Annotated in this window: 18 protein-coding genes; 11 read left to right on the top strand and 7 right to left on the bottom strand. The window is 71.3% G+C overall.

Annotated elements, in window-relative coordinates:
- Window positions 1-33: 33 nt before the first annotated feature.
- Complete coding sequence (locus tag HEK131_RS14495; RefSeq protein ID WP_244335502.1) at window positions 34-2,439, bottom strand: M4 family metallopeptidase; 2,406 nt, start codon at window positions 2,437-2,439, stop codon at window positions 34-36.
- Between the two features lie 367 nt (window positions 2,440-2,806).
- On the opposite strand from HEK131_RS14495, the gene HEK131_RS14490 reads away from it, so the two are divergent.
- Together HEK131_RS14490 and HEK131_RS14485 are read left to right on the top strand one after the other, a co-directional pair.
- Window positions 2,807-3,970, top strand: coding sequence for a low temperature requirement protein A (locus HEK131_RS14490; RefSeq protein ID WP_244335496.1), 1,164 nt, complete (start codon window positions 2,807-2,809; stop codon window positions 3,968-3,970).
- A 61-nt stretch (window positions 3,971-4,031) separates the two neighbouring features.
- The gene (locus HEK131_RS14485) at window positions 4,032-5,075 is read left to right on the top strand and encodes an LLM class flavin-dependent oxidoreductase (RefSeq protein ID WP_244335494.1); all 1,044 of its coding nucleotides are present in this window, start codon (window positions 4,032-4,034) and stop codon (window positions 5,073-5,075) included.
- Window positions 5,076-5,079: 4 nt separating this feature from the next.
- Here the strand turns inward: HEK131_RS14485 and HEK131_RS14480 are convergent, their stop codons facing one another.
- The 3 genes from HEK131_RS14480 to HEK131_RS14470 form a co-directional block, all read right to left on the bottom strand.
- Window positions 5,080-6,054 carry a TauD/TfdA dioxygenase family protein gene (locus tag HEK131_RS14480; RefSeq protein WP_244335492.1) on the bottom strand — a complete coding sequence of 325 codons (975 nt, stop codon included), beginning with the start codon at window positions 6,052-6,054 and terminating at the stop codon, window positions 5,080-5,082.
- A 106-nt stretch (window positions 6,055-6,160) separates the two neighbouring features.
- Complete coding sequence (locus HEK131_RS14475; RefSeq protein ID WP_244335486.1) at window positions 6,161-6,622, bottom strand: peroxiredoxin; 462 nt, start codon at window positions 6,620-6,622, stop codon at window positions 6,161-6,163.
- Window positions 6,619-6,993, bottom strand: coding sequence for a DoxX family protein (locus tag HEK131_RS14470; protein ID WP_217460670.1), 375 nt, complete (start codon window positions 6,991-6,993; stop codon window positions 6,619-6,621). The genes HEK131_RS14475 and HEK131_RS14470 overlap by 4 nt, the downstream gene beginning before the upstream one ends.
- Before the next feature lie 161 nt (window positions 6,994-7,154).
- Here HEK131_RS14470 and HEK131_RS14465 point away from each other — a divergent pair, with 161 nt between their 5' ends.
- Both HEK131_RS14465 and HEK131_RS14460 read left to right on the top strand, forming a co-directional pair.
- Window positions 7,155-8,105, top strand: a complete 951-nt coding sequence (locus tag HEK131_RS14465) for an ATP-dependent DNA ligase (protein ID WP_244452018.1) — start codon at window positions 7,155-7,157, stop codon at window positions 8,103-8,105.
- A 119-nt stretch (window positions 8,106-8,224) separates the two neighbouring features.
- Window positions 8,225-9,001, top strand: a complete 777-nt coding sequence (locus tag HEK131_RS14460; RefSeq protein WP_244335484.1) for an NPP1 family protein — start codon at window positions 8,225-8,227, stop codon at window positions 8,999-9,001.
- A 28-nt stretch (window positions 9,002-9,029) separates the two neighbouring features.
- Here HEK131_RS14460 and HEK131_RS14455 read toward each other — a convergent pair whose 3' ends face one another.
- Window positions 9,030-9,554, bottom strand: a complete 525-nt coding sequence (locus HEK131_RS14455) for a hypothetical protein (protein ID WP_217460672.1) — start codon at window positions 9,552-9,554, stop codon at window positions 9,030-9,032.
- A gap of 360 nt (window positions 9,555-9,914) precedes the next feature.
- Between HEK131_RS14455 and HEK131_RS14450 the strand changes: the two genes are divergently transcribed.
- Both HEK131_RS14450 and HEK131_RS14445 read left to right on the top strand, forming a co-directional pair.
- Entirely contained in the window at window positions 9,915-10,706 is a 792-nt protein-coding gene (locus HEK131_RS14450) for an RNA polymerase sigma factor SigF (protein WP_217460673.1), read from the top strand.
- A 205-nt stretch (window positions 10,707-10,911) separates the two neighbouring features.
- Window positions 10,912-11,724, top strand: coding sequence for a VOC family protein (locus HEK131_RS14445; protein WP_217460674.1), 813 nt, complete (start codon window positions 10,912-10,914; stop codon window positions 11,722-11,724).
- A 54-nt stretch (window positions 11,725-11,778) separates the two neighbouring features.
- On the opposite strand, the gene glgX is transcribed toward HEK131_RS14445, so the two are convergent.
- Both glgX and HEK131_RS14435 read right to left on the bottom strand, forming a co-directional pair.
- The gene (gene glgX, locus HEK131_RS14440; RefSeq protein ID WP_374201399.1) at window positions 11,779-13,896 is read right to left on the bottom strand and encodes a glycogen debranching protein GlgX; all 2,118 of its coding nucleotides are present in this window, start codon (window positions 13,894-13,896) and stop codon (window positions 11,779-11,781) included.
- 23 nt (window positions 13,897-13,919) lie between these two features.
- Entirely contained in the window at window positions 13,920-14,426 is a 507-nt protein-coding gene (locus HEK131_RS14435; RefSeq protein WP_217460676.1) for a pep a2, read from the bottom strand.
- 302 nt (window positions 14,427-14,728) lie between these two features.
- On the opposite strand from HEK131_RS14435, the gene HEK131_RS14430 reads away from it, so the two are divergent.
- The 5 genes from HEK131_RS14430 (at window position 14,729) to glgB (ending at window position 22,454) form a co-directional block, all read left to right on the top strand.
- A complete protein-coding gene (locus tag HEK131_RS14430) occupies window positions 14,729-15,028 on the top strand; it encodes a DUF5133 domain-containing protein (RefSeq protein WP_161148061.1) in 300 nt (99 codons plus the stop codon).
- Window positions 15,029-15,140: 112 nt separating this feature from the next.
- On the top strand, window positions 15,141-17,132 hold the full coding sequence (locus tag HEK131_RS14425) for an alpha-1,4-glucan--maltose-1-phosphate maltosyltransferase (protein ID WP_244335482.1): 1,992 nt from the start codon (window positions 15,141-15,143) through the stop codon (window positions 17,130-17,132).
- Window positions 17,129-18,847 carry a maltose alpha-D-glucosyltransferase gene (gene treS, locus HEK131_RS14420; protein WP_244335480.1) on the top strand — a complete coding sequence of 573 codons (1,719 nt, stop codon included), beginning with the start codon at window positions 17,129-17,131 and terminating at the stop codon, window positions 18,845-18,847. The genes HEK131_RS14425 and treS overlap by 4 nt, the downstream gene beginning before the upstream one ends.
- Before the next feature lie 31 nt (window positions 18,848-18,878).
- Entirely contained in the window at window positions 18,879-20,243 is a 1,365-nt protein-coding gene (locus HEK131_RS14415; RefSeq protein WP_244335472.1) for a maltokinase N-terminal cap-like domain-containing protein, read from the top strand.
- A 3-nt stretch (window positions 20,244-20,246) separates the two neighbouring features.
- Window positions 20,247-22,454: a 1,4-alpha-glucan branching enzyme gene (gene glgB / locus HEK131_RS14410; RefSeq protein ID WP_217464434.1), complete on the top strand. Its 2,208-nt coding sequence runs from the start codon at window positions 20,247-20,249 to the stop codon at window positions 22,452-22,454.
- Window positions 22,455-22,628: the final 174 nt, after the last annotated feature.

The raw sequence follows: 22,628 nt of genomic DNA, 5'->3' as shown, positions 1-22,628 counted from the left end.
AGCGTGCGGGGTCCCGGTGTGTGCGGGGAGCGATCAGCCGGTCGTCAGGGCGGTGTCGTCCACGACGAAGCTGGTCTGGAGCGAGGAGTCCTCGACCCCGGTGAACTTCAGGGTGACCGTCGAGCCCGCCAGCGAGGACAGGTCGAAGGACTTCTGGGCGTACCCGGTGGCCTTGTTGAGGTTCGAGTAGGTCGCCAGGGTGGTCGAGCCGGCCGCCAGCGTCAGCTTGTCGTACTGGGTGCTGGTGGTGGTCTCGGCCGAGTCGACGTGCAGGTAGAAGGTCAGGGTCGCCTTGCAGCCCGCGGGGATCGTCACCGACTGGGACAGCGTGTCGGTGTGCGCGGAGCCGTAGCCGTCGAGCCACGCCTTGTACGATCCGCCGTGCGCGGCCTGCCCGCTGTCGCTGGTGATGACGCCGCTGCTCGCGGTCCAGCCGGTGTTGCCCGACTCGAAGCCGGGGTTGGCCAGCAACTGGGTCGCCGAGCAGCCGCCGCCGGTGGTGCTGACCGTCCAGGAGAAGGCGGCTGTGCCGGTCTTCCCCGTGGAGTCGGTGACGGTGACCGTGGTGCTGGAGGAGCCCGCGGTGGTGGGCGTGCCGGAGATCAGGCCGGTGGAGGCGTTGATCGAGAGCCCGGCCGGGAGCCCGGTGGCGCTGTAGCTCAGCGCGCCGCTGTTGGTGCTGGATGCCTGGATCTGGAGGCTGACCGCCTTGCCCACGGTGGCGGACTGGCTGCCGGGGTTGGTGACGGTCACGCCGTCGGCCGGCGGGTTGATGTGGCCGCCGACCGCGATCCCGGCGAAGGCGTTGCCGACGCCCGCGTACTGCGCCGAGTTGGTGCCGTAGAGCGCGGCGGCGGCGTTGAGGGCGGCGGTGCGGGCACCGGCGTAGTTGGTCGTCGACGTCATGTACGTCGTCAGCGCCTTGTACCAGATCTGCAGGGCCGCGGCCCGGCCGATGCCGGTGACGGCGACGCCGTCGGCGGTCGGGCTGTTGTAGGTGACGCCGTTGACGACCTTGGTGCCGCTGCCCTCGGAGAGCAGGTAGAACATGTGGTTCGCCGGGCCCGAGGAGTAGTGCACGTCGAGGTTGCCGATACCGGAGTACCAACTGTCCTTGGAGGCGCCGTCCTTGCTCGGCTTGTCCATGTAGCGCAGCGGGCTGCCGTCGCCGTTGATGTCAATCTTCTCGCCGATGAGGTAGTCACCGGGGTCGGTGGCGGTGTTGGAGTAGAACTCCACGCCGGTGCCGAAGATGTCGGAGGTCGCCTCGTTGAGGCCGCCCGACTCACCGGAGTAGTTGAGTCCGGCGGTGTTGGAGGTGACGCCGTGGCTCATCTCGTGGCCGGCGACGTCCAGCGAGGTGAGGGCGTGGGTGTTGCCGGAGCCGTCGCCGTAGGTCATGCAGAAGCAGGAGTCGTCCCAGAACGCGTTCACGTAGGCGTTGCTGTAGTGGACGCGGCTGTAGGCGGCTACACCGTCGTTGCGTATACCGCTGCGGCCGAAGGTGTTCTTGTAGAAGTCCCAGGTCTCCTGGGCGCCGTAGGCGGCGTCGGCGGCCGCGGTCTGCGGGTCGGAGCCCGCGCCGGTGCCCCACACGTCGTCGGCGTCGGTGAACAGGGTTCCGGTGCCGGAGGTCCCCTTGTTCAGGTTGTACGTCTTGTGGCCGCCGCGCGTGGTGTCGTAGAGCTGGTACGTCGAACCGGACAGCGTGGTGTTCAGCGTGACCGTGCCGTTGTACTGGGTCTTGCCGGTGCCGGTCTGCACCGCCTGGTAGCGGTGGAGCTCCTTGCCGGTGGTGGCGTCGGTGACGACGTGCAGCTTGCTGGGGGTGCCGTCGTCCTGGAAGCCGCCGACCACGGTCTCCCAGGCGAGGACCGGGGTGCCGTCGCCCGCCCAGATCACCTTGCGGGCGCTGTCGGTGGCGGGCTTGCCCGCGTCGAGCGCCTTGGCCGTCTTCAGCGCCTTGGACTCGGCGGCCGCCTTGGTCAGGGCCGGGGCGGTGGAGGCGACCTTGATGACGCGCTTGGTGGCGAAGGTGGTGCTGACCGTGCCCTTGGCCAGGGAGGCGGGCGGGGTGTGCACCACGAGGTCGCCGCCGAGGACCGGCAGGCCGGCGTAGGTGCGCTCGTACCGGGTGTGCACGGTCCCGTCGTTGTCCTTGACCACGTCCCGGACGACCAGCTTCTCCTTGGCGCCGAGGCCGAGGGAGCGGGCGGTGTCGGCGGTGCGCTGCTTGGCGTTCTTCAGCAGCGTCTCGCGCTGGGCGGGGCTGAGCTTGGCCTCCAGGCCGCCGGTGCGCAGCGTGGCGTGGGGGGCCGCGGGCCGGGCTGCCGCGGGGGTCGCCTGGACGGCCACGGCGAGGAGCGCCGCCGTGGAGAGCAGGGCGGCTCCGGCCGTGGCCGCCTTACGGGAAACGGGTCTGTGGGGAAGGCGTCTCACTCGTACTCCTCCTGTGAAGGGAGTGGGGAGGATGCGCGTACGGGGCCGAGAATGGCACTTTGACTAGGTCATGTCACCAAGCGGTGGGGCAAGCGAGGGTTTTCCCTAGAGGGCCACGCGGTTCCGGAGGATCAAATTGGACCTCAAACCTCGCTTTGTAAAAGCTTTTTGACAGCTCGACAAAAAATTCCCGCGCCCGTCCGCATTCCGGACCGCCGAATTCCCTGATTCCGGTTCGACGACGGAGTTCCGCGCCTGTGCCGGCGCCGGGCGCGTCCAAGGAGGCACCCGGCCTGGGTGGATGACCATGGAGCGACACCGGCGGGCCGGCAGGAGGGCCTGCCGCCGAGGCACAGGAGAGCCGGACATGAGCGTGGCCGAGTCACCCCGACTGCGGCGGGAGGTGTCGCCGCTGGAGCTCTTCTACGACCTCGTCTTCGTCTTCGCGGTGTCGCAGCTCTCCCACCATCTGCTGGAACACCTGAACGGGCGGGGCGCGGCGGAGACGGCGGTGCTGCTCGTCGCCGTCTTCGGCACCTGGGTGTTCATCAGTTTCGAGGCGACGTTCCTCGACATCGACCGGAGTGTCACCCGGTGGATGGTCGTCATCGCCATGGGTCTGGGGCTCTACATGAACGCGGCGCTCCCCGCCGCCTTCGCCGACCGGCAGTGGGCGTTCGTGGTGCCGCTGCTGGCGACCCTGTTCTTCGCGGCCGGGGTGACGGCGGCGGCCGGGCGCGGGGAGGCGCTGCGCGAGCACTTCCGGCGGACCCTGGTGTGGATGGCGATGGCGGCCCCGCTGTGGATCGTCGGGGCGTGTGCCGGGTCCGGGCCGCGGCTGTGGTGGTGGCTGGCGGCGGCGCTGGTCGACCTGACCGGGAACTGGCTGGCGCATCCGCTGCCGGGGCGGGTGCTGGGCAGCCGTCAGCTCGGCTTCGACGCGGACCACATGGTGGAGCGGCTGCGGCTGTTCTTCATCATCCTGCTGGGCGAGACGGTGCTGACCACCGGGCGCGCGCTGGCCGAGGCCCCGGTGGAGTGGTCCACGATCCTCGCGGCGGCGGGTGTCTTCACGGCGCTGGTGTGCCTGTGGGCGATGTACTTCGGCGGCGGCGAGGACGTGTTCGCCACGGCCGTCGCCACCACGACCGACCGACTGCGCTCGGTGCGGCTGGGCGTGAACAGCGCCTACGTGGTGCTGGCGGCGCTGGTCGCCATGGCGGTGGGCAGCGAGCTGGTCATCGGGCACCCGCTGGGCCACGGGTCGGTCACCCTCGCTCTGCTGCTCTTCGGCGGGCTCGCGCTCTACCTCGCTGCCACGGCGTGGTTCTTCCGGGCCACGGCCCACGGCGCCTGGACCGAACGCCTCCTCGCGGGTGCGGCCTGCGTCCCGGCCGCCGTCGCCGCGGTCCGGCTGCCCCCGCTGGCCTCCGTGGCCCTGCTCGACCTGATCCTCCTGGTGACGGTGACCGCCCTGACCCGGTCACACCGCCGCCTGGTGAGCAGCCTGCGGGAGGCCGCCGCGAGCTGAGGAGGCACCGTATCCGCCACACGGTTGTCACACCCGGCTGCGAGAATCGAACCCTGTCCGAATGACCGAGGAGGTCGTGGCGCCCATGTCCCGTCCGCTGCGCAAGCTGGGGTTCCTGACGATCGGTCTGTTCGACGAGGCCGATCCGGGCCGGGGGCACGCGACCACGCTGGAGCTGATCGAGCTGGGCGAGCGGCTCGGCTTCGACAGCGCCTGGGTCCGCCACCGGCACCTCCAGTACGGGATCTCCTCGCCGGTCGCCGTGCTGGCGGCGGCCTCGCAGCGCACCCGGCGCATCGAGCTGGGCACGGCGGTGATCCCGCTCGGCTGGGAGAACCCTCTGCGGCTCGCCGAAGACCTGGCCACGGTCGACGTGCTGTCCGGCGGCCGGCTGAACGCGGGCGTCAGCGTGGGCCCGCCGATGCACTACGACCAGGTCAAGGAGGCGCTGTACCCCGCCTCGGCCGACACCGAGGACTTCGGCTACGGCCGGGTCGAGCGGCTGCTCGGCTTCGTCCGGGGCGAGAAGGCGAGCGGCTTCAGCGGGACCGAGGGCATCGAGACCTTCGCCGAGCGGGTCCAGCCGCACTCCCCCGGCCTGGCGGGCCGCATGTGGTACGGGGGCGGCAGCCTCGGTTCGGCCCGCTGGGCGGGCGAGCAGGGCGTGAACCTGCTGACCAGCAGCGTCGTCAAGGCCGGGGACGCGGACGGCGTACCGGACTTCGCCGCGATCCAGCTCGCCCAGATCCGCGAGTTCCGCGCCCACCATCCGGACGGCGAGGCGGCGCGGGTCTCGCAGGGTCTGGTGGTGATCCCGACCGACTCCGCGACCGAGGAGCAGCGCGCCCGCTACACGGCATACGCGGCCGGGCGGCTGCCTCGTACGGCGGCCCCGCAGGGTCCGGCGCGGCTGCTGTTCGCACCGGACCTGGTCGGCACGTCCGAGGAGCTGGCCGGGCGGCTGCGCGCGCACGCCGCGTTCCGGGAGGTGGACGAGGTGGCGTTCGCGCTGCCGTTCTCCCTCGGGCACGAGGACTACGTCCAGATCCTCACCGACATGGCGACCCGGCTGGGCCCGGCTCTGGGCTGGCGGCCGGGAGGCTAGCGGGTCACCACCGTCCGGGCTCGGTGCCCGCCAGCGGCTTGGAGGCGATGCCGTCCACGCCCACGGGGACGTCGCCCGCGAGCATCACCCGGTGCATGATCCGGGGATGGTCGGGGTGGACGTTGTCGCTGGGCGCGAGGTGCACGGTGGCCCGGTTGTCCCAGAAGGCGACGCTGCCGGGCTCCCAGCGGAAGCGGACGGTGTACTCGGGCCGCACCACCTGCTCCAGCAGCATCTCCAGCAGGGCGGCGCTCTCCGGGCGGGAGACGCCGGAGATCTGCTCCAGGTAGTAGCCGTTGACGAACAGCACCCGCTCTCCCGTCTCCGGGTGCACCCGCACCAGGGGGTGTTCGGAGGCGACCTGCCGGTCCAGCAGATGGCGCATGTAGGCATCGTCGCCGGGCCGGGGCTGGTAGCCGACACCGAGCCGGTGCTCGGCCCGCAGCCCGTCGGCGAACGCCCGCACCGGCGCGGAGAGACCCGCGTAGGCGGCGGCCAGGTTGGCCCAGGTGGTGTCGCCGCCGTACGGAGGCACGCTCTCGGCGCGCAGGATGGTCGCGGCGGGCGGGTCGATCCGGGCGCCGTGGTCGCAGTGCCAGCCGCGCAGCAGGGTGTGCCGGCGCCGGCGCAGCCACTCCTCGTGCTCCATGCCGAACCGTCCGCCCAGCTCCAGCCGGTCGGCGGTGGTCTCCACCTCGGGGAACCCCTCCGGCGAGGCGCTGCCGCGCCTGCGCAGCACGACGGGTTCGCCGAAGCGGCGGGCGAAGGCGACGTGTCCGGCGTGGTCGAGCCGCTGGCCGCGGAAGAACACCACCTTCCAGCGCAGCATCGCGTCCCTGATCAGCGCCACGAGGGAGTCGTCGAGCGGTGCGGCGAGGTCGACGCCGGTGATCTCGGCGCCGATGTGCCCGGCGACCGGCTGCACCTCCACGCCCTGGATGCGTACGGGCCGCTCCGCCGAGGTGCTGTCGGTCGTCATGTGTGCGCTCCCGATGGTCGTCGTACGGGCCTCAGCGTGATCGTGTCAGCCGGACGGCGCCCTTGGCGAGCGCCGACGACCGACATCCGCCACGCGAAGACAGCGCTCAGCCCTTCGCGGTGCGCAGCGCCGCCAGCGCCCGGTCCGCGTGGGTGTTCATGCGCAGTTCGCTGCGGACGACCTCCAGGACCGTGCGGTCCTGCCCGATGACGAAGGTGACCCGCTTGGTGGGGGCGAGCGAGAAGCCTCGCCTGACGCCGAAGCGCTCGCGGATCGCCCCGTCGGCGTCGGAGAGCAGGGGCATGCCCAGGGTGTGGCGCCCGGAGAACTCCTGCTGCCGCTCCACGCTGTCGCCGCTGATCCCCACGGGCCGGCCCCCGGCCGCGGCGAACTCGGCCGCCAGGTCGCGGAAGTGGCACGCCTCCGCCGTGCAGCCGGCGGTGAGGGCGGCCGGGTAGAAGAACAGCACCACGGGGCCGTCGGCCAGCAGCTCCGTCAGCCGCCGTTCGGTTCCGGTCTCGTCCGGCAGCGTGAAGTCCTCGACGCTGTCGCCCACTTGGAGGCTCATGACTGTCCCTTCGGGTTACGGGCGACGCCTCGGGCCCACAGCACCAGCGGCACCTGGAGGGGCAGCCGGGCGAGGGAGGCGGCGCGTTGCGGGGCGGGCCGGTGCCGCCAGTCGACGGCCATCTTCACATTGGCGGGGAAGACCCCCACGAAGAAGGCGGCCGCGGCCTTCGCGGCCAGCGGGCGGGTGGCGGGCACGGCGACCCCGGCGGCGAGGGCGAGTTCCGCGACTCCGCTGGCGTAGGTCCAGGTGCGGGGCGAGCCGGGCAGGGCGCGGGGGACGAGCCCGTCGAACACCTTCGGGGCAGCGAAGTGGGCGATCCCGGCCGAGGCCAGCAGTCCGGCGAGCAGCAGGGGTGAGCGTGGGGGCACGGTTCTCCTTCGGTGGCCTGGCGCCGGATATTACTTGACGGTAGGGCACCGGCGGCGCCCGGCTCCGTTCAGGGGAACCGGCGGCCCCGGGCGCGTGGCGGTGCCCGGCGCGGTCGACATGTTCTGCCGTGACCGTCGCGCCGCTGCCGTTCGTCCGCCCCATGCTCGCCACCCCCGGCACCCTGCCGCCTCCTGCCCAGGACGCGCGCTGGGCGTACGAGACCAAGCAGGACGGGCAGCGGGTGATGGTGTACCTGCCCGGCGACGGAACCCTGCTGCTGCGCGCCCGCTCCGGGGAGGACATCACGGCCGCCTATCCCGAACTCGGGCCGTTGGCCGGTGCCCTGGGGACCACCCCCGCCGTCCTGGACGGCGAGGTGCTGGCGCTCGACGCGGAGGGCCGGGCCGACTTCCAGGCGCTGCAGAACCGGATGGGCCTCGCACACACTCCGACCCTGGCGGCGCACCGGGCCGCGCGGGCACCGGTCCACCTGGTGCTGTTCGACGTGCCCTATCTCGCCGGCCCGCAGTCGGCGACCCCGTACGCGCGGCGGCGGGCGCTACTGGAGGGGCTGGGTCTGGGCGGTCCGCGCTGGTCGGTGCCGGGCGCCGTGGTGGGGCACGGCGCGGAGGCGCTGCGGGTCACGCGGGAGCACGGCCTGGAGGGGGTCGTGTGCAAGCGGCTGGACTCGGTGTACGAGCCGGGGACGCGGTCCCGGAACTGGATCAAGATCCGGAACATCCGGAGCGCCGATGTGATCGTCGGCGGCTGGCTGCCCGGCAGGGGGCGCCTGTCCGGACTGCCCGGCGCGGTGCTGGTCGGGCAGCGGGCCGGGGGCCGGCTGGTGTACGCGGGCCGGGTGGGCACCGGCTGGAGCGAGGGCGAGCGCACCGAGCTGGCCGCGCTGCTGGCGGCCGCCGCGAGCGACCGGTGCCCCTTCGACCCCGTTCCCCGGATTCCGGGCGCGCGGTGGGTGCTGCCCCGGCTGGTCGGCGAGGTCGGATTCAGCACCCGGACGCGGGCGGGGCTGCTGCGCCAGCCGAGCTGGCTGCGGCTGCGCCCGGACCTCACCCCGGAGGAGTCGGCGGCGGACCTCCCCGACGGTCCCTGAGCACCCGTCGGGTCACGGCTGACAGGATTTCATTTGTGTGACAGGTGGGACGCCTTGGCAGCGAGCCGTCCGACCGGGATGCTGAACTCCCCTGTCCCCCAACGCAGTTGGAGATTGAAGTGGGTTCGTTCACGTCCCGCCGACGGCGTGGCAGATGGATCGCCACGCTCACCGGTGCCGCCACGCTCGTGATCGCCTTCCCGGCCGCGGCCTTCGCCGCTCCCCCGCTCGCCCTCCCGGTCAACGCCACGGCCGAGGAGCTGAAGTACCAGCCGGCGTTCGACTACGACACCGACGGCTGCTACTCGACGCCCGCGATAGGCACCGACGGCACGATCAACCCCGGCCTGAACCCGACCGGCGCGCTCAACGGCAACTGCCGTGACGCCTCGGACCTGGACAACACCAACGGCTACTCGCGCGCCAAGTGCAACAACGGCTGGTGCGGCTATCTGTACGGGCTGTACTTCGAGAAGGACCAGGCGCTGCCCGGCAGCAGCCTCGGCGGCCACCGCAACGACTGGGAGCACGTGGTGGTGTGGGTGCAGGACGGGCAGACACGGTACGTGTCGACGTCCAACCACGGCTCCTTCACCGTGCACCCGGTCTCCGAGGTCCGCTTCGAGGGCACGCACGCCAAGGTCGTCTACCACAAGGACGGCATCAGCACGCACTGCTTCCGGCTGGCCAGCAGCAACGACGAGCCGCCGGAGAACCACAAGCACACCTGGCAGTACCCGGCGCTGGTCGGCTGGGACGGCTACCCGCCCGGCCTGCGCGACAAGTTGACCACCTATGACTTCGGCAGCGCCAACTTCGGCCTGAAGGACGCCAGTTTCGCCTCGCACCTGGCGTCCGCGAAGCCGTCCGGCATCCCCTTCGACCCGAACGCCTGACCCTCGGGGCCGGTCCGGCCACCGCCCGTCAGGCGGTGCCGGGCTCGGTCCGCTCCTGGAGGAACGCGGTCAGCTCGTGCGCCAGGCTGTCCGGCCCGCTCGCGGCGGCGGTGGCCACCTGGGCGGTCTCGGTGAGACCGATGCCCCCGGCCCACAGCCTGCGGTCGGTCCACTCGTCGTCCACCCGCAGATGGACCTGGACGTCGACATGGGTGAGCGCGGCCTCGGCGGCGGCGGCGTGCACGACGGCCGTGGCCCGGCGCAGCGGATACACGTCGAAGCCCTCGATGAACTGAGAGTTGCGCCAGTCGATGAAGGCGCCCTCGCCGTCGGCACCGACCCGGACGTCGATCTGCCCGTCCTCGAGCTGCACGGCGCAGGGGCGGGTGCCCCGGTTCTCGATCGTCACCCGGACGCTGAAATACGTCAGCCCGGCAGCGGCGTCGTCGGGCCCTCTGGGCGGCTCGGCCGTCTCCAGACGATGGACGCGGACCCGCAGACCGGCGTGCTCGCCGTATTCCTGCCAGTCACCGACCACGTTCGGCTCGTACACAGTGCCCCTCTCGACCATCCGCGAGCTGCTGTCTATCCGTGTGCTCAGCACACTGTCAAATGAGCGGAATGCCACATGGCCGGGCGGTTCGCCCGCTTCGCTCGGTGATCAAGCCGTGCCCAGGAGAAACCGTCCGGGCGGGCGCGCGGGCGCCGCTCGCGCGCGTGCCGCACATCACTCCGGGCGACCGCCTCTCACGGCCCGCGTCCATGGAGCCACCCAGCCCAAAACCGGGTCAAGACCGACACGGGTTTCGCCCCTTATTGGCATGTTTGTTTGTTTTTGCCGCACACTGGGGATGAGGGACAGCAGTGCTCAACGGTGTGCCTGTCGCCCCAGCCCGCGAGAGAAGTGCACGCGATGTCTGTAACTGGCAGCACGAGAACCCACCCTCACGATGACGCCCCCGACACGGCCCATGCCTTCGAGCGGCTCGCCGGCCTGACCGAGGGTCCCGAGCGCACGGCGCTCAGGGACGAGCTGGTGCGGCTGTGGCTGCCCATGGCGGAGCGGATCGCCGTCCGGTTCCGCGGCCGCGGCGAGTCCCTGGAGGATCTGTACCAGGTCGCGGCCCTGGGCCTGGTGAAGGCCGTGGACCACTACGACCCGGAGCGCGGTCGCGCCTTCGAGGCGTACGCGGTGCCCACGATCACCGGGGAGATCAAACGTCACTTCAGGGACCACATGTGGACCCTGCACGTGCCGCGCCGGGTGCAGGACCTGCGCAACCGGGTCCGCAACGCCGGCAAGGAACTGGCCCAGACCATTCCGGGCCGTCCCCCCACCGTGGCCGAGCTGGCCGCGCACACCCGGCTCAGCGAGGACGAGGTGCGCACCGGCATGGAGGCCCTGGAGTGCTTCTCCGCGCTGTCCCTCGACGCAGACGTGGCGGGCACGGACGGGTACGCCCTCGGTGACTCCCTGGGCGAGCCCGACCCCGGCTTCGACCTCGTGGTGGACCGGGCCGCCGTCAAGCCGTGTCTCGCGGCGCTGCCCGAGCGTGAGCGCACCATCCTCTACCTGCGGTTCTTCCGCGGTATGACGCAGAGCGGGATCGCGGAGCAGCTCGGGATATCGCAGATGCACGTCTCCCGGCTGCTGAGCGGCTGCTTCGACCGGCTGCGCGAGGAACTGCTCACCGAGACCGGCTGAGACGCCCCGCACCCCGCTGAACCTTTCACTCTTTCGGGCGAGCCCCGCCCACGTTCGTGACGGCCCGGACGCGCAGCGTGGCCGCGGGATGTCCCCGCACATCAGGGCCCCTCTCGGGGGTAGTCGACAGGCAGCCGACCCCCTTCCGGCCGGACACTGGTCGAGACCGGTGGCCGCCGGGCCCCGAGAGCAGGACGCGACCGTCATGAATCACGACACATCCGTCAGCGGTGGACCGAGGAAGAAGAAGGACGCCGTCTCGACGCACTCCGTCTTCGGCGCCCCCTGCTGGGTGAGCCTGACCAGCCGCGACCTGGACACCACCGAGGGCTTCTACAGCGCGGTGCTGGGCTGGCGCTGGCGTGGCGCCAAGCTGGGCGACCACTTCCGGATCGCGCTCGCGGACGGCGTGCCGGTCGCGGGGATCGCCGCGGTCGCCGGCATGTGGCAGACGGCGGTGGCCTGGACGCCGTACTTCGCCGTCCCCGACGCCGATGTCGCGGTCTCACGCGTCCGGGAACGGGGCGGCACGGCGGCGGTGGGCCCGCTGTCCTTCCCGCCCGGCCGGGGCGCGCTGCTCGCCGACCGGGACGGGGCCACGTTCGGCATCTGGCAGGGCGAGCTGTTCTCCGACTGGGAGTCCTGGCAGCGCTCCGCCCCCGCGTTCATCCGCCTGCACACCCGCAACGCCTTCGACTCCGCGATCTTCTACGGCGAGGTGCTGGACTGGGCCACCGGGAAGCCCGGCTGCTGCGAGGTCGAGTACGAGGGCGGCGAGGTGGTGCTGCGCAGCCAGGGCAATGTGGTGGCACGGATCGACTCCGGCGCGGTGGAGGCGGCCCCGGACCCCTCGGTGCGGCCGCACTGGCAGATCCATTTCTCGGTCGAGGACGTGGCGCGCTGCGCCCGCAGCGCCGAGAAGCACGGCGGCAGCGTGCTGAGTGAGAGCGAGCGGGAGGCGGTCCTGCGGGACCCGGACGGGGCCCAGTTCACGGTGACCTCGCGCGACCCGCGCTGACACACGAAGAGGGCGCCCACCGCAGTCCGGTGGGCGCCCTCTTCGTGTGCGTCCTCAGCCGTCGCGGGAGGGTCTCGACAGCAGGATCAGGCTGCGCGACTCGACCGGGAGCCGGGTGCCCGCCTTGCGCTCGCGCTCGTCGGGGACGCCCTCGGGGTCCGCGGTGTCGATCAGGGTCGTCCAGCGGTCGCCGTAGGACGCGGCGGGCAGCCGGAAGTCGACGGGCTCCCAGTAGCCGTTGAGGAGCAGCAGGAAGGAGTCGTCGACGACCCGGCGGCCGTAGGCGTCGCGCTCGGCGATGGCGTCGCCGTTGAGGAAGACGCCCACCGAGTGCGCGTCGCCGCGCCGCCAGTCCTGGTCGGTCATCTCGCGCGCGTCGGGCCGCAGCCAGATCAGGTCGGGCAGCGGCTGCTTGCGCTTGGCCGCGCGCTCCTCCCCCCGGAAGAACCGGCGCCGGCGCAGCACGGGGTGCTCCGCGCGCAGGCCGATCAGGCGCCGGGTGAAGTCGGCCAGGGCGCGCTGCTCGGGGTCGAGGTCCCAGTCGACCCAGGAGACCTCGCTGTCCTGGCAGTAGGCGTTGTTGTTGCCGCCCTGGGTGCGGCCGAGTTCGTCGCCGTGGCCGAGCATCGGGATGCCCTGGCTGAGCAGCAGGGTGGCCAGCAGGTTGCGCTGCTGACGGGCCCGCAGTTCGAGCACGGCCGGGTCGTCGGTGTCGCCCTCGGCGCCGCAGTTCCAGGACCGGTTGTCGCTCTCGCCGTCCCGGTTGCCCTCGCCGTTGGCCTCGTTGTGCTTGTCGTTGTACGACACGAGGTCGCGCAGGGTGAAACCGTCGTGCGCGGTGACGAAGTTGACGCTGGCCCGGGGCCTGCGGTTGCTGGCCTGGTAGAGGTCGGAGGAGCCGGTGAGCCGGGAGGCGAACTCACCGAGCGAGCCGGGTTCGGCCCGCCAGAAGTCCCGTACGGCGTCCCGGTACTTGCCGTTCCACTCCGACCACAGCTGGGGGAAGTTGCCGACCTGGTAGCCGCCCTCCCCCAGGTCCCACGGCTCGGCGATGAGCTTGACGCGGCTGATCACCGGGTCCTGCTGGATCAGGTCGAAGAACGCCGAGAGCCGGTCCACCTCGTGGAACTGCCGGGCGAGGGTCGCCGCGAGGTCGAAGCGGAACCCGTCGACGTGCATCTCGGTCACCCAGTACCGCAGCGAGTCCATGATGAGCTGGAGCACGTAGGGGTGCCGCATCAGCAGGCTGTTGCCGGTGCCCGTGGTGTCGTAGTAGTGCGCCCAGTCGCCGTCGACCAGGCGGTAGTACGAGGCGTTGTCGATGCCCCGGAAGGAGAGGGTGGGGCCCATCTCGTTGCCCTCGGCGGTGTGGTTGTAGACCACGTCGAGGATGACTTCCAGGCCGGCCGCGTGCATCGCCTTGACCATGGCCTTGAACTCGTTGACCTGCTGGCCGCGCGAGCCGAGGGCGGCGTAGGCGTTGTGCGGGGCGAAGAAGCCGATGGTGTTGTAGCCCCAGTAGTTCGACAGGCCCCGGTCGCGCAGCACACCGTCCTGTGCGAACTGGTGGACCGGCATCAGCTCGACCGCGGTGACGCCGAGCGAGGTCAGATGCCCGGTGACCGCGGGGTGCGCCAGCCCCGCGTAGGTGCCGCGCAGCCGCTCCGGCACGTCGGGGTGGGTGCGGGTCAGGCCGCGCACATGGGTCTCGTAGATGACGGACTCGGAGTAGGGGCGGCCCGGCGGGCGGTCGTCGCCCCAGTCGAAGTAGGGGTCGGTGACGACGCCCAGCATCGAGTGCCCGGCGCTGTCGGCGGGTGCCGGGCCGTGCGGGTCGCGCTCGTAGAGCGAGGGGTCGTTGTCCGTCTGGCCGTCTATGGCCCGCGCGTACGGGTCGAGCAGCAGCTTGGCCGGGTTGCAGCGGTGGCCGAGGGAGGGCTGCCAGGGACCGTGCACCCGGTAGCCGTAGCGCTGGCCGGGACCGACGCCGGGCAGATGGCCGTGCCAGACGAAGCCGTCGACCTCGTTCAGGGGTACGGACGTCTCGGCGCCCGCGTCGTCGACGAGAACCAGCTCCACGCGCTCGGCGACCTCGCTGAACAGCGCGAAGTTGGTGCCCTGGCCGTCGTAGGAGGCGCCCAACGGATAGGGGTGCCCGCTCCACACGGGCACCCCTTTCCGGGACTTCCTGGCCGTCACCGGGCGCCCACCAGAGCGCCGGCGGGCACCTCGGCGACCTGTTCGGGCACCGGGGCCGCGCGGGGCACGCGGAGCATCCGGCGGATGTGCGGCGAGGGAGCGGTCGGGACCAGCGGGACCCGCTGGTCGGCACGGGCACGCTGGGAGAACCAGATGATCCTGGCTCCGGTCTCGGTGGCGCAGCAGCCCCATCCGTCGCTCATGGCGGCGATGTCCGCGAGGCAGGCGCGCAGACCCTCGTCCGGGCCGAGATCGCGGTCGCCGCCGCCGATGGCGGTGATGAGGTGCTGCCCGTTCCACCACATCTCGATGGAGGTGGTGGTGTCCGGGGCGTGCTGGTCGATGGCGCGCAGCAGAATCTCGGTGCCGCGGCGGACGGGGTCCACGAGATTGTCGAGGTCCCAGTGGCTGAGGTGGGCGGCCAGGATGCGGCTGACCTGTCCCACCCGTTCCGGGCTGACTTCCACGTCGAGGTGGTAGTAGCGGGGCACTGCGGTCTCCATTGTCGCTTGCTCCTCACCGGCGAAGCTCCTGCTCCACGGCCGTCCGGCGGGATCACCGAACACTCAGCGTGAACGCCAGTCGCTTCTGAGTCATCATCCACAGTGCGACTGCTACGCCATTCGTGCAACACGAGCATCACGAACGGCGGGATCGTTGAAGATCCAACAGGACGGAGTGTGTTTACCCGTGCACCATGAGTGAAAGCCTCGATCGCCGTAACGGTGCCGCGCCCTCCCGTGCGCGGCGCCACCCGACCGTCGGGAACGCGACCGGTCGAGAGCCGTGGAAGGTGAAGGGGACCATGCTGCTACCCGCCAAGGCCGAAGTGGCCCGGCAGTTGCGGCGTTACCGGGCGTGGGAGCGCGTGATGCTCGCCTCGCCCCACGACCGCACGGTCCGGAGCACCTTCGAGGACTCGGGCTACACGTTGTGCGTGTTGATGGGAAAACGCTGCGCCAGGGAGGCGGCGGACGCCGCCGAGCGGTATCTGCGCTCGACCCCGGCCGGTTATCTGAGCGAGCAGGACGGGCGGCCGCAGCCCGGCCGGATGGCGCGACGCGCGCAGTCACCGGAGCGGCGATCCACGGCGCCAAGCCCCTGACCTGGCACCGTACATGGCGTTCCCCTACGGGACGGCACCTGCCGGCCCCGTATCCAGGACCGCGAAGCCGGGCCCCGTGTGCCCGGCTTCGCGCACGGCGGAGGTGAGATCCATGCGCAGGACCCCGGCCATCGGCCGCGTACCGGTACGTGATGTCCGGCCGGCCGTGGAGTGCGGCAGGCGCCCGGCGAAGGCGGTGGCCGGGGAAACGTTCCGCGTGAGCGCGACCGTGTTCCGTGAGGGGCACGACGCGGTGGGCGCCAATGTGGTCCTGCGCGGCCCCAAGGGCCGACGCGGCCCGTGGACCCCGATGCGCGAGCTGTCCCCCGGCAGCGACGTGTGGGGCGCGGACATCACCCCGGACGCCACCGGCCGCTGGACCTACCGGGTGGAGGCGTGGTCCGACCCGATCGCCACCTGGCGGCACGCGGCCGGCATCAAGATCCCGGCCGGGATCGACACCGGGCTGGTGCTCGAGGAGGGCGCGGAGCTCTACGAGCGCGCGGCCGCCGGAGCGCCCAGGGGTCCGGAGCGCGACCTCGTCCTGGCCGCCGCCGAGGCGCTCGGCGACGACACCCTCTCGGTCAACGCCCGCCTGAAGGACGCGCTGGGACCCGAGGTCGAGGCGGTCCTCGCCCGGTACCCGCTGCGGGACCTCGTGACCGCCTCGGACCCGATGCCGCTACTGGTGGAGCGTGAGCGCGCCCTGTACGGGTCCTGGTACGAGTTCTTCCCCCGCTCGGAAGGCACGGCCGAGCAGCCGCACGGCACGTTCCGCACGGCGGCCGAGCGCCTCGACGCCATCGCGGAGATGGGCTTCGACGTCGTCTACCTCCCGCCGATCCACCCCATCGGGACGACGCACCGCAAGGGCCGCAACAACACCCTCACCGCCGGCCTCGACGACGTCGGGGTCCCGTGGGCGATCGGCTCTCCCGAGGGCGGCCACGACGCCATCCACCCCGACCTCGGCACCCTGGACGACTTCGACCACTTCATGGACCGGGCACGGACGTTGGGCCTGGAGGTCGCGCTCGACTTCGCCCTGCAGTGCTCCCCGGACCACCCCTGGGTGGAGAAGCACCCGCAGTGGTTCCACCACCGCCCGGACGGCACGATCGCCTACGCGGAGAACCCGCCGAAGAAGTACCAGGACATCTACCCGGTCGCCTTCGACGCGGACATGGACGGCATCGTCACGGAGACCGTGCGGGTGCTGCGGCACTGGATGGAGCACGGGGTGCGGATCTTCCGCGTCGACAACCCCCACACCAAGCCGGTGGTGTTCTGGGAGCGCGTCATCGGCGAGATCAACCGTGCCGACCCGGACGTCATCTTCCTGGCGGAGGCGTTCACCCGCCCGGCGATGATGCACACGCTGGCCCAGATCGGGTTCCAGCAGTCGTACACCTACTTCACCTGGCGCAACAGCAAGCAGGAGCTGACGGAGTACCTCACCGAACTCTCGGGGGACGCGGCCGCCTACATGCGGCCCAACTTCTTCGCCAACACCCCGGACATCCTGCCCGCCTACCTCCAGGACGGCGGCCGCGCCGCCTTCGAGGTGCGTGCCATCCTCGCGGCCACCCTCTCCCCCACCTGGGGCATCTACAGCGGCTACGAACTCTGCGAGAACCAGGCGCTGGGGCACGGCAGCGAGGAGTACCTCGACTCCGAGAAGTACCAGATCGAACGGCGTGACTGGGAGGCGGCCGCGCGCGAGGGCCGCACCATCGCCCCCCTCATCACGCGCCTGAACGACATCCGCCGCCGCCACCCCGCGCTGCAACGTCTGCGGAATCTCAGCTTCCACCGGACCGACAACGACTCCGTGCTCGCGTTCAGCAAGAGCACCGGCGACGACACGGTCATCGTGGTCGTCAATCTCGACCCGCACCACACCCAGGAGGCCACGGTCTCGTTGGACCTGCCACCACTCGGCCTGGACTGGAACGACGCCCTGTCCGTCCACGACGAACTGACGGGCGAGACCTACCACTGGGGCAGCGGGAACTACGTGTGCCTCAGCCCCGGCCGCGCCCCCGCGCATGTGCTGCGCGTCGAGCGGGCGACGTCTCAGATCGGAGGGCCTTCAGCGTCATGACCGTCAACGAACCCGTGCCGGACACTTTCGAGGACACTCCCGCCAAGGACCGGGACCCCGAGTGGTTCAAGCGTGCCGTCTTCTATGAAGTGCTGGTCCGCTCCTTCCACGACAGCGACGGCGACGGTGTCGGCGATCTGAAGGGTCTGACCGCCAAACTCGACTACCTGCAGTGGCTCGGCGTGGACTGCCTCTGGCTCCCGCCGTTCTTCAAGTCGCCCTTGCGTGACGGTGGTTACGACGTATCCGACTACACCTCCGTCCTTCCCGAGTTCGGGGACCTCGCGGACTTCGTGGAGTTCGTCGACGCGGCCCATCAGCGGGGCATGCGGGTCATCATCGACTTCGTCATGAACCACACCAGCGACCAGCACCCGTGGTTCCAGGAGTCCCGCAACAACCCCGACGGCCCCTACGGCGACTACTACATGTGGGCCGACGACGACAAGCAGTACCAGGACGCCCGCATCATCTTCGTCGACACCGAGGTCTCCAACTGGACCTTCGACCCGGTGCGCGGACAGTACTTCTTCCACCGCTTCTTCTCGCACCAGCCCGATCTGAACTACGAGAACCCGGCCGTGCAGGAGGAGATCCTGGCCGCCCTGCGGTTCTGGCTGGACCTGGGTATCGACGGGTTCCGGCTCGACGCGGTGCCGTACCTGTACGCGGCCGAGGGCACCAACTGCGAGAACCTGCCCGCCTCGCACGCCTTCCTCAAGCGCGTCCGGAGCGAGATCGACGCCCAGTACCCGGACACCGTGCTGCTGGCGGAGGCCAATCAGTGGCCCGAGGACGTGGTCGACTACTTCGGCGACTACTCCACCGGCGGCGACGAATGCCACATGGCATTCCACTTCCCCGTCATGCCCCGCATCTTCATGGCCGTCCGCCGCGAAAGCCGCTACCCGGTCTCGGAGATCCTCGCCAAGACCCCCGCCATCCCCACCAACTGCCAGTGGGGCATCTTCCTGCGCAACCACGACGAGCTCACCCTCGAAATGGTCACCGACGAGGAACGCGACTACATGTGGGCCGAATACGCGAAAGACCCGCGTATGCGCGCCAACATCGGCATCCGCCGCCGCCTCGCACCCCTCCTCGACAACGACCGCAACCAGATCGAGCTGTTCACCGCACTCCTGCTCTCCCTGCCCGGCTCGCCGATCCTCTACTACGGCGACGAGATCGGCATGGGCGACAACATCTGGCTCGGCGACCGCGACGCCGTCCGCACCCCCATGCAGTGGACCCCCGACCGCAACGCGGGCTTCTCCTCCTGCGACCCCGGCCGCCTCTTCCTGCCCACCATCATGGACCCGGTCCACGGCTACCAGGTCACCAACGTCGAAGCCTCCATGTCCTCCCCGTCCAGCCTCCTCCACTGGACCCGCCGCATGATCGAGATCCGCAAACAGAACCCCGCCTTCGGACTGGGTTCGTTCACGGAACTCCCCTCGTCCAACCCGGCGGTGCTGGCCTTCCTGCGCGAGTACGGCGACGACCTCGTGATGTGCGTGCACAACTTCTCCCGGTTCGCGCAGCCCACCGAGCTCGACCTGCGGGCCTTCGACGGGCGGCACCCGGTGGAGCTGATCGGCGGGGTGAAGTTCCCGGCGATCGGTGAGCTGCCGTATCTGCTGACCCTCGCGGGCCACGGTTTCTACTGGTTCAGGCTCACCCGACCCGCATCCCGCATCGGCCGCCGCCGCTGAGCGCTCGGCGCCGAGGAAAGGACGCGTCACCATGCCGAAGACCATCACCCTCAGCCCGCCGGCGGCGACCGGTACCGACGGACTCCTGGCCTCGCTCGGCGGCCTGCTGCGCGACTGGCTGCCCCGGCAGCGCTGGTTCGCGGGCAAGGACCGCCCGGCCGCCGATCTGTCGGTGCTGTCCGTCACCGAGCTGTTCCCGGGCTGCCTGCACCTGCTGGTGAACGCCTCGCACGCACCCGTGCCCACGCCCGGCGGCACTCCCCCGCCCGGCGACTGCTACCAACTGCTGCTCGGCCTGCGCGAGCGGCCGCAGCCGAGTCTCGACCGGGCGTACATCGGGCGCGCCGAGCACGGACCGCTGGCCGGGTTCGCCGTGTACGACGCGCTGCACGACCCGCGCTGCGCGCACCTGCTGCTGGAGCGGCTGCGGCAGCCCGGCACGGCGGGACCGCTGCGCTTCGAGGTGGACGAGGCCGCCCGGGTGCCCGGCGGTCTCACGCCCCGGCTGCTGACCAGCGAACAGTCCAACTCGTCGATCGTGTACGGCGACGCGTACATCCTGAAGCTGTTCCGCCGTATCCAGCCGGGCGTCAACCCGGACCTGGAGGTGCCGCAGGCGCTGGCCGCCCAGGGGTGCGCGCGGGTGCCCGCGCCGGTCGCGTGGTTCTGCACCACCGCGCCGCGCCCGGCCACGCTGGGCGTGCTCCAGCCGTTCCTGCCGGACGCGGTCGACGGCTGGGAACTGGCCCTCGGGGCGCTGGCCCTGGGGGACGACTTCACCGCCGAGGCGAGCGAGCTGGGCGGGGCCATGGCCGAGGTGCACCTCGCGCTGGCCGGGGCGTTCCCGGCGGCCGGCGGGGACGAGAACGCCGTCACGGCCGACGCGATGTGCGCACGGCTGGACGCGGCGGCGCGGGCGGTGCCGGGGCTGCGGCCCTATGTGCCGGGTCTCAGGGCCGCGTTCGGGGCACTGGCCGCCCGCGACTCGGGTCCGGCCGCCCAGCGCGTGCACGGTGATCTGCATCTGGGCCAGGTGCTGCGCGCCGGGTCCGACTGGTTCGTCATCGACTTCGAGGGCGAGCCCTCCCGTCCGCTCGCCGAGCGGCGGACAGCGCAGTCCCCGGTGCGTGACATCGCCGGGATGCTGCGCTCCTTCGACTACGCGGCGCGGCAGCGCCGCCCCTGGCGGCCCGAGTGGGCGAGCCGCTGCCGGGAGGCGTTCTGCGCGGGCTACGCGGCCCGTGCGGGCTGGGACCCGCGCGAGGAACACGCGCTTCTGCGCGCACACGAAACGGACAGGGCGGTGTACGAGGTCCTGTACGAGGCGAGACACCGGCCGGACTGGCTTCCGGTCCCGATGGCGGCCATCGAGCGGCTCGCCGAGTGGAGAGGCTGAACCATGGCACTGCGCGACACTTCGCTGCCCGAGACCTCGGGCCCCGTCCGCACGTCGGACATCGCCCTGAAGGGCGAGGAGCGCGACCGTCTGCTGGGCGGCGCGCATCACGACCCGCACGCCCTGCTGGGCGCCCACCCGGTACCGGGCGGCGTACTGTTCCGTGCCCTGCGCCCGAACGCGCTCGGCGTGAGCGTCCTGGCCGACGGGGTGCGCTCGCCGCTCGTCTCGGAGGGCGGCGGTCTCTTCTCGGCCGTGCTGCCCTACCGGGAGATCCCCGCCTACGAGTTGGTGGTCGGCTATGCGGACGGCGAGCAGACGGTGCACGACCCGTACCGTTTCGCGCCCGCGCTCGGTGAGCTGGACCTGCATCTGATCCGTGAGGGCCGGCACGAGGAGCTGTGGAAGGCGCTGGGCGCCGAGCCGATGACCCACGAGGGCGTCGCGGGCACCCGGTTCACCGTGTGGGCGCCGAACGCCCAGGGGGTGCGGCTGGCCGGGGACTTCACGTTCTGGGACGGCACGCAGTACCCGATGCGCTCGCTGGGCGCGGCCGGGGTGTGGGAGGTGTTCCTGCCGGGGATCGGCGAGGGCGCCAGGTACAAGTTCGAGATCACTTCGCGCTACGGCCACCGGTTCCTGAAGGCGGACCCGATGGCCCGGCTCACGGAGGTCCCGCCGGACACCGCCTCGGTCGTCACCTCCTCCCGCTACGCGTGGGACGACGCCGAGTGGATGGCGCACCGGGGCGACACCCCCGTGCACGAGGCGCCGATGTCGGTGTACGAGGTGCATCTGCCGTCCTGGCGTCCGGGGCTGACCTACCGCGAGCTGGCGGAGGAACTGCCCGCGTACGTACGGGACCTGGGCTTCACGCATGTCGAGCTGATGCCGGTGGCCGGGCACCCGTTCAGCGGGTCGTGGGGCTATCAGGTCACCTCGTACTACGCGCCGACGCCGCGGCTGGGTTCGCCGGACGACTTCAAGTACCTGGTGGACGCGCTGCACCGGGCGGGCATCGGCGTGATCATGGACTGGGTGCCGGCCCACTTCCCCAAGGACGACTGGGCGCTGGCCCGGTTCGACGGCGACCCGCTGTACGAGCCCGGGGACTCCCGGCGCGCGGAGCACCCGGACTGGGGGACGTACGAGTTCGACTTCGGCCGGACCGAGGTGCGCAACTTCCTGGTGGCCAACGCGGTGTACTGGTGCGAGGAGTTCCACATCGACGGGCTCCGCGTGGACGCGGTCGCCTCGATGCTCTACCTGGACTACTCGCGGGACTCCGGGCAGTGGGCGCCGAACGTCTTCGGCGGGCGCGAGGACCTGGACGCGGTGGCGTTCCTCCAGGAGATGAACGCGACCGTCTACCGGCGCTGCCCCGGCGTGGTGACCATCGCCGAGGAGTCCACGGCGTGGGAGGGCGTGACCCGGCCGACCGACAGCGGCGGCCTCGGGTTCGGCCTGAAGTGGAACATGGGCTGGATGCACGACTCCCTGGAGTACGTGCAGAAGGAGCCGGTGCACCGCAAGTACCACCACCACGACATGACGTTCTCGATGGTGTACGCGTACAGCGAGAACTACGTGCTGCCCATCTCGCACGACGAGGTGGTGCACGGCAAGCAGGCGCTGGTGTCGAAGATGCCTGGTGACTGGTGGCAGCGGCGCGCGAACCACCGGGCGTACCTCGGCTTCATGTGGGCCCACCCCGGCAAGCAGCTCCTCTTCATGGGGCAGGAGTTCGCGCAGGGCGCCGAGTGGTCGGAGAAGCACGGGCCCGAGTGGTGGCTGCTGGCCGACGACTATCACTCGGCGGCCGACCACCGGGGCATGCGGGATCTGGTGCGGGACCTGAACACGGTGTACCGGGACGCGCCGGCGCTGTGGCAGCGGGACACCGACCCGGGCGGCTTCCAGTGGTCCATGTGCGACGCGGCCGACGACAACGTCTTCGCGTTCGTCCGGTACGCCGAGGACGGCACGCCCCTGCTGGCGGTGTCGAACTTCTCGCCCGTCGTCCGCGAGGACTACCGGCTCTGGGCGCCCGAGCAGGTGCCCGCGTGGCAGGAGGCGCTCAACACCGACGCGGTCCGCTACGGCGGCAGCGGTGTCCCGGTCGGTGACCCGGGCAAGCTCTGCCCCGAGGACGGCAGACTGCGGCTGACGCTGCCGCCGCTCTCCACGGTCTGGCTCACGCCCGCCCGCTGAGCCCGCCGCACCGGCGCCCGAGAGGGGCGGCCGGAGGTCCGTGAGACCTCCGGCCGCCCCTCTCGGCGTCCCGGGGCCCCGCGCCGATACCCGCACGGAACGGCGGCACCCGGGACCCACCGGACATCCGCAGGTCATCAGGGGATCACGACTTTCGCCTTCCCCACACCGGAG

It is taken from the genome of Streptomyces seoulensis (genome assembly GCF_022846655.1).
Taxonomy (GTDB): Bacteria; Actinomycetota; Actinomycetes; order Streptomycetales; family Streptomycetaceae; genus Streptomyces.
This window is presented reverse-complemented; position numbering and strand designations above follow the sequence as displayed.